Genomic DNA, 11,928 nt, shown 5'->3' with positions numbered 1-11,928 from the left:
GTGCGCGACTCCTCTCTCAGATGATGTTGGCCTCGGTGCGCGCCCGCCGCGCCCCGAACCGGCCGGCGTCGAACGCCGACACGTCGACCCCGCGGGCCGCGGGCGTACCGGCGCGGCCGAGGTACAGGTCGGTCACCGCCTCCCCGACGGCGGGAGCCTGCAGGAATCCGTGCCCCGAGAACCCGCACGCGTACAGCACGCGGGCGCCCCCGCCGGCGGCCCCCGACGACGTCGCCTCGCCGATCAGGGCGTCGTGGTCCGGCGTCAGCTCGTACAGCCCGGCCCAGCCGCCGGTCAGCGGCGCGTCCGCGAGCGCCGGGGTGGCGCGCGCCGTCAGGCCGCGCAGCCAGGGCTCCCAGGCCGGGTCGTAGGTCGTGTCGAAGCCGACCGGGGTGCCCGGCTCCGAGGCGCCGAGCAGCAGCGTGCCCTGCGCGTCCGCGTTGTGCAGGTAGTACGTGGTGCCGAAGTCGATGGTGAACGGGATCGTCGGGGGCGCGGGCTCCAGCGGCGCGGTGAACGCGATCTGGCGGCGCACGGGATCCACGGGCAGGTCGACGTCCGCGAGGGCGCCGACGGCGCGGGACCAGGCGCCGGCGCACACGACGACGACGGGCGCGGTGACGCGGCCGCGCGGCGTGACGACCGTGACCCGGCCGCCCGGCAGGGGCTCGACGGCGGTCGCGGGCGCGTGGGTGACGACGGTCGCGCCGCGGCGGCGCGCGCCGTCCACGTACCCGGCGACGACGGCCGCGGGGTGCGCCCAGCCGTCCCGCGGCGCGTAGGCGGCGCCGGCGTAGGCGGTCGCGGACAGGTAGGGGTTGAGGCGGCGCGCCTCCGGGACGGTGAGGAGGCGGCTGTCGACGCCGAGGTCGCGCTGCATCGCGACGGACCGGCCGAACAGCTCCACGTCGTCGTCGGTGGGCAGCGCGAAGAGGTACCCGGCCTGCCGCAGCCCGATGTCGGCGCCCGGCCGCGCCCGGAAGTCCTCGAACAGCTCGAGGCTGCGCCGGCCGAGCGCGACGTTCGCGGGGTCGGAGAACTGCGCGCGCACGCCGCCGATGGGCTTGCCGGAGCTCCCGCGCCCCAGCTCTCCGGACTCGAGGAGCACCACGTCGGCCCCGGCCTCCGTGAGGTGGAACGCGACGGACGCGCCCATGACCCCGCCCCCGACGACGACGACGTCCGCCCGTGGCGGGGCGCCCTGGAGCTGTGCCACCCGACCTCCCTGTCGTGAACCACCCGTTGCGCCCATCCTGCCCCTGCCGGAGCGTCAAGCACCATCGAAGGTTCGTCGTTGAAACCGTCCAGGATGCCTGAACGGTTGTAGCCTGGTCGGGTGGACGCCAGCGCCGTCGATCCCTCAGCGCGAGACCTGCCGTGGTCCGGGCTCCGAGCCCTCCGCGCCCTGGCCGAGCAGCGCACGATGACGGCCGCGGCCACCTCCCTCGGCTACACCACGGGTGCCGTCTCCCACCAGCTCGCCGGGCTCGCCCGCGCCGTCGGCACCGAGGTGGTCCGCCCGCACGGGCGGGGCGTCGCGCTCACCGAGGCCGGGCTCGCCCTGGCGGAACGTGCCGAGACCCTCCTGGCGGCCCAGCGCGACGCCCTCGACTCGGCCCGCGCCGCGAGCGGCGACGCGTCCGGCACCGTGCGGGTGGGCGCCTTCGCGACCGTGGCGGCCAGCCTGCTGCCGCAGCTCGTGGCGGACCTCGCCGTCTCGTTCCCGCGGATCACGCTCGTCGGCATCGAGCTGACGGTCGACGACGTCGCCGGCGCGGTGCGACGCGGCGACGTCGACCTCGGGCTGGGCCTGGACTACCCCGGGGCCCCCATCCCGCGCCTGCCCGGCACGGTGCTGCGACCGCTGCGCACCGAGCGGTTCGAGCTCGTGTCGGCACCGGCCTCGGACCTGCCGTCCCGGCTGCACCTCGCCGACGTCGCCGACCAGGCGTGGATCCTGCCGCCGCTCCCCACGCACTACGGCGCGGCCGTGCGCGGGGCGTGCCGCGCTGCCGGCTTCGAGCCGCGCGCAGCGCACGAGGTGAACGACACCTCCACCACCCTGGCGCTCGTCGCCCAAGGGCTGGGCGTCACCCTCGCCACGCCGATCATGCTCCGGCTCCGACCGGCGCACGACCTGCGGACCACCTCGCTGCTCGACCTCGTGGAACGGGAGATCGTGCTGCTGGAGCCGTCGACGGCGCCGCGCCGACCCGCGGTCGACGCCGTGGCCCGCACGATCGACGCCGCGGTGCACGGGACGGGGCGCCCGTACACGGTCGCGCTGTGAGGGTCATCACGGACGTAGCCGACAAGGTGCATGTATCCGGGCGTTGTGGCACGGTCGTCCGGCGCGGCGCCGCACGGGCGTCGCCAGTACTCCAGGAGGTCACCATGCCCGCATGGCTCATCCTCATCATCGTCGGGGTCGTCCTCGTGATCCTCGGCGTCGCGACCAACATCGGCCAGTTCCTCATCTGGATCGGGGTCATCGTGCTGGTCGTGAGCCTGGTCCTCGGCCTGCTCCGGCGAAGCCGCACCTGAGCGCAGGAGCGCCACGCCAGGAACGACGACGGGGCCCGGGTCCGCAGCTGCGGACCCGGGCCCCGTCGTGCCGGCCGGTGGTCAGAACGCGGCGAGGTGCTCCGCGAGGTACGCGGTGACCTTGGCGAGCGCCACGCGCTCCTGCGCCATCGTGTCGCGGTGGCGGATGGTCACGGCGTCGTCGTCGAGGGTGTCGAAGTCGACGGTGACGCAGAACGGCGTACCGATCTCGTCCTGGCGGCGGTAGCGGCGGCCGATGGCACCGGCGTCGTCGAAGTCGACGTTCCAGTTCTGGCGCAGCTCCGCGGCGAGGTCGCGCGCCTTGGGCGACAGCGCCTCGTTGCGGCTGAGCGGCAGGACGGCGGCCTTGACCGGCGCGAGGCGCGGGTCGAGGCGCAGCACGGTGCGCTTGTCGACGCCGCCCTTGGTGTTGGGCGCCTCGTCCTCGGCGTATGCCTCGATGAGGAACGCCATGAGCGAGCGGGTCAGGCCCGCGGCCGGCTCGATGACGTACGGGAGCCAGCGCTCGTTCGTCGCCTGGTCGAAGAACGACAGGTCCTTGCCCGAGTGCTCCGAGTGCGTCTTGAGGTCGAAGTCCGTACGGTTCGCGACGCCCTCGAGCTCGCCCCACTCGCTGCCGGTGAAACCGAAGCGGTACTCGATGTCCACCGTGCGGGTGGAGTAGTGCGAGAGCTTGTCCGCCGGGTGCTCGTACAGGCGCAGGTTGTCCGCGTCGATACCCAGGTCCGTGTACCAGGCCATGCGCGTGTCGATCCAGTACTGGTGCCACTCGGCGTCGGTCCCGGGCTGGACGAAGAACTCCATCTCCATCTGCTCGAACTCGCGCGTGCGGAAGATGAAGTTGCCCGGCGTGATCTCGTTGCGGAACGACTTGCCGATCTGCGCGATGCCGAAGGGCGGCTTCTTGCGCGAGGCCGCCGCGACGTTGGAGAAGTTCACGAAGATGCCCTGCGCCGTCTCGGGCCGCAGGTAGTGCACGCCCGACTCGTCCTCGACGGGGCCGAGGTACGTCTTGAGCATCATGTTGAAGTCGCGCGGCTCGGTCCACTGGCCCCGGGTGCCGCAGTTCGGGCAGGCGATCTCGGCGAGGCCGCCCTCGGGGGCGCGGCCCTTCTTCTCCTCGAACTCCTCGATCATGTGGTCCTCGCGGAACCGCTTGTGGCAGCTCAGGCACTCCGTCAGCGGGTCGTTGAACGCACCGAGGTGACCCGACGCCTTCCACACCGGGGTCGGCAGGATGACGGCGGAGTCGAGGCCGACGACGTCGTCGCGGCGCGTCATCGCGCGCCACCACTGCTGCTTGATGTTCTCCTTGAGCTCCACGCCGAGGGGCCCGTAGTCCCACGCGGAGCGCGTACCGCCGTAGATCTCGCCGGACTGGAACACGAAACCTCGCCGCTTGGCGAGGGAGACGACGGCGTCGAGCTTGGCGGTGGGGGACGGTGCTGCCACGGATCACTCCTGGATGTCGGGCCGCCACGTGGCTCGTGGGGCCGGTGCGGGGGAACGCCGCCCGGTCGGCACGTCGAGGCTCGACGGCGACCGGCTGCGGTGGCCTCAGCCTACCGGGGCCCGCCCGCCGGACCGGGGGCCTGGTCAGCCCTCGGCCTCGGCCACCGAGCGCGGCGGGCCCTCCGGGCCGGCGGCGATCATCCCTGTCGGCGTCAGCCACCCCGTGCACTCTGCGACGAACCGGCCCGCGAGCACGCCCGGGTCCCGGGCCCACAGCTCCTCCGCCTCGTGCGCGCCGCAGGTCATGACCGCGAAGCCCCGCACCCGCTCGTCGGTGCCCACGGCCGAGCCCGCGGCGAGCAGCAGCCCGCGCGCGTGCAGGTCCGCGACGGCTGCCAGGTGCCCGTCCTGCACGGCCAGCTCCTCGTCCTCGGGCAGCGGCGCCCAGCCGTCCGGGCGCACCAGCCGGACCAACACGAGCTCGTCGAAACACATCGGTCTGCTCCCCCGCCCGCGGCCGCCGTCCCGCGCCGCTGCCGCCAGCGTACGGAGGCGGCCGCACCGCCCGCGAGGGTGAATCGCACCGGGATGACGATCTCGGCGCGCCTCGATCGTCATCAGGGTGTCGCCCCGGCACGCGGGCGGCGACCATGGAGTCGGCGCGAAGTCAGCGCTCGACGACACCGAGTGACGACGAAGGAGACCGACCATGCGCTACGCACTGCTGCTGCACAACCCCGAGCCCGCCCCGGGAGACATCCCCGCGGAGGGCATCTCCGAGATGGAGCGGCTGTTCTCCGACTACGCCGACGCGCTGGTGGACGCCGGCGTGCTCGTGGGCGCCGACGTCCTGCAGTTCTCCCACGCCACCACCACCGTGACACGCCGCACCGGCGCCACGCAGGTGCAGGACGGCCCGTTCGCGGAGTCGAAGGAGGCGCTCGCGGGCGTCTTCGTCATCGACGTGCCGGACCTCGACGCCGCCGTGGCGTGGGCGGAGAAGTGCCCCGGCGCGTCGTACGGGTCGGTCGAGGTGCGCCCGGTCGCGACGTCGATCGTCGACGGGGCGTGGACCGGTCACGGCCCGGCCGAGTAGGTCCGGTGCCGTGACCGCGACCTCCCCTGACGACGGGGTCGACAGGGTCGCGTACGACGCGGCGGCCACGGCCGCACGGGACGGCTACGGCCGCCTCGTCGCGCTGCTGGCCGCCGGGTCGGGCGACCTCCAGGCCGCGGAGGACGCCCTGGGCGATGCGCTCGAGCGCGCCCTGGCCACCTGGCCCCGGACCGGCGTGCCCGACAACCCCGCCGGGTGGCTGCTCACCGTCGCGCGACGCCGGCTGCGCGACCGGCACCGGTCGGCCGAGGTGCGACGCACCACGCCCCTGGTCCCCGAGCGGCACGCGCCGGTCCGGCTCGAGGACGTGGACCCGGACGCGATCGGCGACCACCGCCTGGAGCTGATGCTCGTCTGCGCGCACCCGGCCGTCGACCCGGTGGCCCGCACGCCGCTGATGCTCACCGCGGTGCTGGGGTTCACGGCCGCGCAGGTCGCCCCGGCGTTCTCGGTCCCGGCCGCGACGATGGCCACGCGCCTGGTGCGCGCCAAGCGGCGGATCAGGGACGCCGGGGTCCCGTTCGAGCTGCCCGACCGTTCCGTGCTGCCGGACCGGATGGCCGACGTGCTCGAGGCGGTCTACGGCGCCTACGTGGTGGAGTGGTCCACCGCCGACGCGGAGCCGCGCCCGCTGCCGTCCGAGGCGCTGCGGCTCGCCGAGGTGCTGGCCCAGCTCGCGCCCCGCGACCCCGAGGTCCGCGGCCTGGCCGCGCTCGTGCTCCTCTCGACGGCCCGCGCCGCCGCCCGCACCGACGCCGAGGGACGCTTCGTCCCGCTGACGGAGCAGGACCCGGACCGCTGGGACGCGGCCGCGATCGCCCGTGCGCACGAGCACCTGCGCGCGGCTCACGCCCAGGGTGCGGTGGGCCGCTTCCAGCTCGAGGCCGCCGTCCAGGCCGTGCACTGCGCCCGCCGGGCCGGAGAGCCGCCCGACCGGGCCGCGCTCCGGCGGCTGCACGACGCGCTCCAGCAGGTCGCACCGTCCCTCGGCGGCGCGGTGGCGCGCGCCGCCGTCGTCGCCGAGACCGACGGTCCGGCGGCCGGGCTCGCGGCCCTCGACGCCCTGGGTGATGCCGTTGCCCGGTTCCAGCCCGCCTGGGCCGTGCGCGCCGAGCTCCTCGCCCGGCTCGGGCGCGCCGACGACGCCGCGGCGGCCTACGATCGCGCCGTCGATCTCGCGTCGGCACGGGACCTGCGTGCGCACCTCGCCCAGCGCCGCGCGGCGGTCGTTCGACGAGCGACCTCGGGTCGCTCGGGCGCGTCGTGACGGCCACCGGCGTCGCGGCGCATCGTGCTTGCTACGCTCCGCAGCACCCCGGCGACGGGGACCCGGCAACGGCCCGACCGCCGCTGCGCACGCCCGAGAGAGGCACGGCATGATCATCGAGCTCGTCCCCCCGGAGTCCGTGGGCCCGGTCCGCATCGGCATGACCATGGAGGAGGCGGAGTCCGCGCTCGCTGACGCCGAGCGCCTCGCCTCCTGGGGTGGCCTGTCGGTGGAGCTCGAGCCAGGGCCGGACGGGTCGGTGGTCGCGATCCAGGTGTATCGGCCGTACGGCCCGATCAGCGTCCGGTACCGCGGCATCGACCTGCTGGGCACGCCCGCCGCACGGGTGGTGGAACAGCTCTCCGCGGTGACCGACCTGGAGGAGGACGAGGGCGGGCGGAGCTACACGGCGCCGACCCTGCTGCTGTCGTTATGGCGGCCGTTCGTGGAGGACGTCGACCCGGACGAGGAGCAGGGCCACTTCTTCCAGTCGGTCCTGGTCGCACGACCCGGCTACGACGAGGGGCCGACCGGCTGACTGCCGCACGCAGGCCAGGGCCTCGCAGAACCGAGTTGACAACGGTTCTCAAACTCCTGAGAATCGTTCTCATGCTTCGCCGACGCGCGGCCCTCGCCGCCCTGCCCGCCCTCGCCCTGCCCGCCGTGCTCGCGGGCTGCTCCACCGACGACGGCGCCGCCGACGGCACGCTCGAGGTGCTGGCCTCCTTCTACCCGCTGCAGTACGTGGCACAGCAGGTCGGCGGCGACCTGGTCTCCGTCTCCAACCTCACGCCGCCGGCGGCCGAGCCGCACGACCTCGAGCTCTCCCCCGCGCAGGTGCGCGAGATCGGCACGGCCGACCTCGTCGTCTACTCCTCGGGCTTCCAGACCGCCGTCGACGAGGCCGTCGAGACGCAGTCGCCGGAGCACGTCGTGGACACGAGCGACGTCGTGACGCTCGAGCAGCACCCCGGCACCCCGACGGACGAGGACGCCACGGCCGACCAGCTCGAGCAGGACTCGGGCGAGCATGCGGACGACGGCCACGACCACGCCGAGGGCGCGACCGACCCGCACTTCTGGCTCGACCCGACCCGCCTGGTCGACGTCGGCCACGCCGTCGCGGCGTCCCTCGGCGAGGCGGACCCCGAGCACGCCGCGGCGTACGCCGAGAACGCCCGGGCCCTGGAGAAGACGCTGCAGGGGATCGACGCCGACTACTCCGCGGGGCTCGAGGAGTGCGCGTCACGCACCCTCGTCACGTCGCACGAGGCGTTCGGCTACCTCGCGGAGCGCTACGACCTGGAGCAGGTGGGCATCGTCGGCCTCGACCCAGAGGCGGAGCCCTCCCCCGCGCGGCTGCGCGAGGTCGGTGCCATCGTCGAGGAGAACGACGTCAGCACCATCTTCACCGAGACGCTGACCAGCCCGAAGGTCGCCGATACCCTGGCGAACGACATCGGCGTGACGACCGCCGTCCTCGACCCGCTCGAGGGGCTGTCCGAGGACGCGGCCGCGGCCGGGGACGACTACGTCTCGGTCATGCAGGACAACCTGGCCGCGCTCACCGAAGGGCTGCAGTGCTCATGACCAGCCTCGCCACCGACTCCCCCAGCGGGGCCGGGACTCCACCGCCGCCCGACGACGGCGTCCCCGCGATCGAGGCCCGCGACGTGCACGTGCGCCTCGGCGCCAGCCCCGTGCTGCGCGGGGTGGACCTCACCGTCCGGCGCGGCGAGGTCGTCGCGCTGCTCGGCGCCAACGGGTCCGGCAAGTCCACGCTGGTGCGCACCCTCGTCGGCGTCCTGCCGGCCACCGCGGGCAGCGTGCACCTGTTCGGCCACGCGCTCGGCAACGACGTGCCCTGGGCGCGCGTCGGCTACGTGCCGCAGCGCGTGAGCGCCGTCGCCGGCGTCCCGTCCACGGCCGCGGAGGTCGTCGCCTCGGGCCTGCTGCACGGCCGGCGCCTGCGGCTGCCGCGCGGCTGGCGCAGCAGCGTCCGCGAGGCTCTCGACCTCGTCGGCCTGGCCGACCGTGCCCGGTACGCCACGCACCAGCTCTCCGGCGGTCAGCAGCAGCGCGTGCTCATCGCCCGCGCACTGGTGCGCCGCCCGGAGCTGCTCGTGCTCGACGAGCCCGTGGCAGGCGTCGACCGGCCCAGCCAGGAGGCCTTCGCCGCCACCATGACGCGGCTCGTCGCCGACGGCATGACGGTGCTCGTCGTGCTGCACGAGCTCGGCGAGCTCGCCCCGCTGGTCCAGCGCTGCGTCGTGCTGCGGCACGGCAAGGTGGTGCACGACGGCGCCCCGCCCACGCCGCGCCCGGGGCACGGCGGCGAGGCCCACGAGCACGTGCACCCGCACGCGCACCCCCGCACCGTGCAGCGTCCCGAGGACGTGCGCCTCGCCGACGGCCCGTTCGAGCGACCTGACGACACCGAGGACGAGGTGGCACGTTGAGCGGCCTGTGGGAGATGGTCACCGACCCGTTCATGCAGCGGGCGCTCGTCGCGGCGCTGCTGGTCGGCGTCAGCGCGCCTGTCGTGGGCACCTACCTGGTGCAGAAGCGCCTCGCCCTGCTGGGCGACGGCATCGGTCACGTCGCGCTGACGGGAGTCGCGCTCGGCTGGCTCGTCGGCGCGGCGATGGGCCTGGTGCCCGCCGACGTCCTCGCCGTCCCCGGCGCGGTGGTCGCCGCCGTCGCCGGTTCGGTGCTCATCGAGGTGGTGCGCCGCCGCGGCCGCACGTCGGGCGACCTGGCGCTCGCGATCCTGTTCTACGGCGGCATCGCGGGCGGCGTGCTGCTCATCGGCCTGGCCGGCGGCTCGTCCGGGAGCCTCATGGCCTATCTGTTCGGCTCTATCTCGTCCGTCACGCTGGCCGACGTCTGGGTCACCGTGGCGCTGTGCGGACTCATCCTGATCATCGGCCTCGGTCTGCGCGCGGCGCTGTTCTCCGTGAGCCACGACGAGGAGTTCGCCGTCTCCGCCGGGCTGCCCGTCTGGGCGCTGAACATGGCCGTGGCCGTGCTCGCCGCGCTGACCGTGACCGTCGCGATGCGCGTCGTGGGGCTGCTGCTCGTCTCGGCGCTCATGATCGTGCCCGTCGCCATCGGCCAGCTCGTGACCCGCTCGTTCCGCCGCACCATGCTGGTCGCGTCGGTCGTCGGCGTGGTCGTGTGCGTCACCGGCCTGTCCATCACGTACTGGCACAACGTCTCGCCCGGCGCGCTGATCGTGGTGCTCGCGATCGCCGTCTACGCCGTCGTCGCGGCGCTGCACCCGGTGCTCGCCCGCCGCCGCCCGCCCGCCGACCCGCATCCCGACATCCCCGACGACGTCGCCGTGGCCCCGGCCGGCGCCGGCCGGGCCGCCCCTCAGGAGGAGTGCACGACGTGAACGACACGACCCGGTCCGCCCGCACACCCGCCCCGCCGCGGATGACGCGGCAGCGGGCGGCGGTGGCGGACGCCCTCGGCGACACCGACGAGTTCCGCAGCGCCCAGCAGCTGCACGAGCTGCTGCGCTCGCGCGGCGATGCCGTCGGCCTCGCCACCGTGTACCGCACGCTGCAGACCCTGGCCGACGGCGGCGACGTCGACGTGCTGCGCAGCGAGGACGGCGAGAGCCTGTACCGACGCTGCGCGCGCCGCGAGCACCACCACCACCTGGTGTGCCGGGCGTGCGGCCGCACCGTCGAGATCGACGGACCGACGGTCGAGCAGTGGGCCGCGTCCGTCGGCGCCGCGCACGGCTTCGCCGACATCGAGCACACCGTGGAGCTGTGGGGCACCTGCGCGGCGTGCCGCGCCGCGGACGAACGGTCGAGCTAGTCCGGCCGGACCAGGCCTGCCGAACCAAGCCGGTCAAACCGAGCCACCGAATTAGGGCAGCCATACCTCAGTCGGGCACAATGATCTCGTGCACCTGACCTCCCCCGCGCTCGCCCTGGCCTCCGCGGACACCGCCGGCAACACCGCCGGTCCCGGCGTGTTCACGATCGCCGGGGTGCCGTTCTGGGTCGTGTACGCGGCGGCGTTCGGGATCGTGCTGGTGCGCGCGCAGGCCACCTACTGGGCCGGTCGCGGCGTGGCCCGCGGCACGTCGCGCGGCCGGTTCGCCGACGCGCTGGCGAGCCCGGGCGCCGTGGCGGTGATCGAGCGCGTGAACCGGTGGGGCCCGCCCGCGGTGACCCTCTCCTTCTTCACCGTCGGGGTGCAGACCCTCGTCAACCTCGCCGCGGGCTACCTGCGCATGCCCTTCGGCCGCTACCTCGCGGCGCTGCTCGCGGGCTGTGCCGTCTGGGCGGGCATCTGGACGACCGTCGGTACCGCCGCGGTGAACGCTGCGATCGCCGTGGGGCTGCGCCACCCCGTGACCCTCGTCGCGGTCGGGCTGGGCGCCGTGGCACTCGTGACCTGGGTGCTCTACCGGCTGACGCACCGCGCGCCCGCGGACCGCCCGGTCGCGCCCGCGCCCGAGGACGCGTCGTGAGCGCGACGACCGACGTCGCACCCCGGCCCGCTGCCGCCCTCGTCGCCCGGCGCACCCGCGGCCGACTGCTCGTGGTCGCCGCCACGGTCGCGGTGCTGGCGGTCGTCGTCGTCGCCAGCCTGGCACTCGGTGTGCGCGACATCGACGTCGCGACCGTCTGGCAGGCGCTGACCCACCCGGTCGCCGGGAACGTCGACCACGACGTGGTGCGCGACCAGCGCGTGCCCCGCACGCTCGTCGGCCTCGCCGCGGGCACCGCCCTCGGCATCGCCGGCACCCTCGTCCAGGGCGTCACGCGCAACCCCATCGCCGACCCGGGCCTGCTCGGCCTCAACTCCGGGGCATCCCTCGCCGTCGTCGTCGCCGTCTCGATGCTCGGCGTGTCGTCCCCGCTCGGGTTCGTCTGGTTCGCCTTCGCGGGCACCGCCGCCGCCGCACTGCTCGTCTTCTCCATCGGCTCCGGGCAGCCGGTCAAGCTCGCCCTCGTCGGCGCCACCGTGACCGCGCTCATCACGCCGCTCATCACCCTGGTGCTGCTGCGCGACCCCGAGGCGTTCAACATGTACCGGTTCTGGGCCGTGGGATCGCTCACCGGGCGCGGCATGGAGACCATCACGGTGCTGTGGCCGTTCGTCGCCGTCGGCGTGGTGCTCGCGGGCGCCTTGGCGCACCGGTTGTCCATGCTCGCGCTCGGCGACGACGTCGCCTCCGCGCTCGGCCAGCGCGTCGGCGTGACGCGGGGGCTCGCGGCGGTCGCCGTCATCCTGCTCGCCGGCACGGCGACGGCGCTGGCCGGCCCGATCGCCCTCGTCGGGCTCGCCGTCCCGCACGCCGCCCGGCGACTCGTCGGCACGGACTACCGGTGGATCGTGCCGCTGACCGCCGTCCTCGGCCCCGTCATGCTGCTGGGCGCCGACGTCATCGGCCGGCTCGTGCTGCCGCACTCCGAGCTCGAGGCCGGCGTGGTCGCCGCCGCGATCGGCGCCCCCGTCCTTGTAGCGGTCGCCCGCGGCAAGACCGTGGCGGGGGTGTGAC

Annotated in this window: 14 protein-coding genes; 11 read left to right on the top strand and 3 right to left on the bottom strand. The window is 74.7% G+C overall.

Going from position 1 to position 11,928, the window contains the following annotated elements:
• Positions 1 to 16: 16 nt before the first annotated feature.
• Entirely contained in the window at positions 17 to 1,216 is a 1,200-nt protein-coding gene (locus B5Y66_RS12785) for an NAD(P)/FAD-dependent oxidoreductase (RefSeq protein WP_281252003.1), read from the bottom strand.
• Positions 1,217 to 1,336: 120 nt separating this feature from the next.
• Here B5Y66_RS12785 and B5Y66_RS12780 point away from each other — a divergent pair, with 120 nt between their 5' ends.
• Together B5Y66_RS12780 and B5Y66_RS22545 are read left to right on the top strand one after the other, a co-directional pair.
• Positions 1,337 to 2,290, top strand: coding sequence for a LysR family transcriptional regulator (locus tag B5Y66_RS12780; protein WP_079574859.1), 954 nt, complete (start codon positions 1,337 to 1,339; stop codon positions 2,288 to 2,290).
• Between the two features lie 104 nt (positions 2,291 to 2,394).
• Positions 2,395 to 2,544: a hypothetical protein gene (locus B5Y66_RS22545; RefSeq protein WP_176168862.1), complete on the top strand. Its 150-nt coding sequence runs from the start codon at positions 2,395 to 2,397 to the stop codon at positions 2,542 to 2,544.
• Positions 2,545 to 2,625: 81 nt separating this feature from the next.
• On the opposite strand, the gene B5Y66_RS12775 is transcribed toward B5Y66_RS22545, so the two are convergent.
• Positions 2,626 to 4,017, bottom strand: coding sequence for a glycine--tRNA ligase (locus tag B5Y66_RS12775; RefSeq protein ID WP_079574858.1), 1,392 nt, complete (start codon positions 4,015 to 4,017; stop codon positions 2,626 to 2,628).
• Between the two features lie 144 nt (positions 4,018 to 4,161).
• On the bottom strand, positions 4,162 to 4,512 hold the full coding sequence (locus B5Y66_RS12770) for a YciI family protein (protein ID WP_079574857.1): 351 nt from the start codon (positions 4,510 to 4,512) through the stop codon (positions 4,162 to 4,164).
• Between the two features lie 214 nt (positions 4,513 to 4,726).
• Between B5Y66_RS12770 and B5Y66_RS12765 the strand changes: the two genes are divergently transcribed.
• From B5Y66_RS12765 to B5Y66_RS12725, 9 genes are all read left to right on the top strand, one after another.
• Positions 4,727 to 5,113, top strand: a complete 387-nt coding sequence (locus tag B5Y66_RS12765; RefSeq protein WP_079574856.1) for a YciI family protein — start codon at positions 4,727 to 4,729, stop codon at positions 5,111 to 5,113.
• A 10-nt stretch (positions 5,114 to 5,123) separates the two neighbouring features.
• The gene (locus B5Y66_RS12760; RefSeq protein WP_079574855.1) at positions 5,124 to 6,401 is read left to right on the top strand and encodes an RNA polymerase sigma factor; all 1,278 of its coding nucleotides are present in this window, start codon (positions 5,124 to 5,126) and stop codon (positions 6,399 to 6,401) included.
• A 109-nt stretch (positions 6,402 to 6,510) separates the two neighbouring features.
• Positions 6,511 to 6,939, top strand: coding sequence for a hypothetical protein (locus tag B5Y66_RS12755; RefSeq protein WP_079574854.1), 429 nt, complete (start codon positions 6,511 to 6,513; stop codon positions 6,937 to 6,939).
• Between the two features lie 71 nt (positions 6,940 to 7,010).
• Entirely contained in the window at positions 7,011 to 7,991 is a 981-nt protein-coding gene (locus B5Y66_RS12750; protein WP_079574853.1) for a metal ABC transporter solute-binding protein, Zn/Mn family, read from the top strand.
• A complete protein-coding gene (locus B5Y66_RS12745) occupies positions 7,988 to 8,860 on the top strand; it encodes a metal ABC transporter ATP-binding protein (protein WP_079575038.1) in 873 nt (290 codons plus the stop codon). Before B5Y66_RS12750 ends, B5Y66_RS12745 begins: the two co-directional genes overlap by 4 nt.
• Positions 8,861 to 8,874: 14 nt before the next feature.
• Positions 8,875 to 9,798: a metal ABC transporter permease gene (locus B5Y66_RS12740; protein ID WP_079574852.1), complete on the top strand. Its 924-nt coding sequence runs from the start codon at positions 8,875 to 8,877 to the stop codon at positions 9,796 to 9,798.
• Positions 9,799 to 9,839: 41 nt separating this feature from the next.
• Entirely contained in the window at positions 9,840 to 10,232 is a 393-nt protein-coding gene (locus B5Y66_RS12735; RefSeq protein ID WP_079575037.1) for a Fur family transcriptional regulator, read from the top strand.
• Between the two features lie 88 nt (positions 10,233 to 10,320).
• Entirely contained in the window at positions 10,321 to 10,893 is a 573-nt protein-coding gene (locus B5Y66_RS12730; protein ID WP_245807092.1) for a DedA family protein, read from the top strand.
• Positions 10,890 to 11,927: a FecCD family ABC transporter permease gene (locus tag B5Y66_RS12725; protein ID WP_079574851.1), complete on the top strand. Its 1,038-nt coding sequence runs from the start codon at positions 10,890 to 10,892 to the stop codon at positions 11,925 to 11,927. The genes B5Y66_RS12730 and B5Y66_RS12725 overlap by 4 nt, the downstream gene beginning before the upstream one ends.
• Position 11,928 lies beyond the last annotated feature (1 nt).

The sequence above is a fragment of the Krasilnikoviella flava genome, from assembly GCF_900167525.1.
Classification (GTDB): Bacteria; Actinomycetota; Actinomycetes; order Actinomycetales; family Cellulomonadaceae; genus Isoptericola; species Isoptericola flavus.
The sequence above is the reverse complement of the archived record's forward strand: the minus strand, read 5'-3'. Positions and strand labels throughout refer to the sequence as shown.

What these genes read in the sequence shown, in the direction of transcription:
- B5Y66_RS22545 (WP_176168862.1), top strand. Translation starts at nt 2,395, where the DNA reads ATGCCCGCATGGCTCATCCTCATCATCGTCGGGGTCGTCCTCGTGATC.
- B5Y66_RS12770 (WP_079574857.1), bottom strand. Translation starts at nt 4,512, where the DNA reads ATGTGTTTCGACGAGCTCGTGTTGGTCCGGCTGGTGCGCCCGGACGGC.
- B5Y66_RS12765 (WP_079574856.1), top strand. Translation starts at nt 4,727, where the DNA reads ATGCGCTACGCACTGCTGCTGCACAACCCCGAGCCCGCCCCGGGAGAC.
- B5Y66_RS12755 (WP_079574854.1), top strand. Translation starts at nt 6,511, where the DNA reads ATGATCATCGAGCTCGTCCCCCCGGAGTCCGTGGGCCCGGTCCGCATC.
- B5Y66_RS12750 (WP_079574853.1), top strand. Translation starts at nt 7,011, where the DNA reads ATGCTTCGCCGACGCGCGGCCCTCGCCGCCCTGCCCGCCCTCGCCCTG.
- B5Y66_RS12745 (WP_079575038.1), top strand. Translation starts at nt 7,988, where the DNA reads ATGACCAGCCTCGCCACCGACTCCCCCAGCGGGGCCGGGACTCCACCG.
- B5Y66_RS12740 (WP_079574852.1), top strand. Translation starts at nt 8,875, where the DNA reads ATGGTCACCGACCCGTTCATGCAGCGGGCGCTCGTCGCGGCGCTGCTG.
- B5Y66_RS12735 (WP_079575037.1), top strand. Translation starts at nt 9,840, where the DNA reads ATGACGCGGCAGCGGGCGGCGGTGGCGGACGCCCTCGGCGACACCGAC.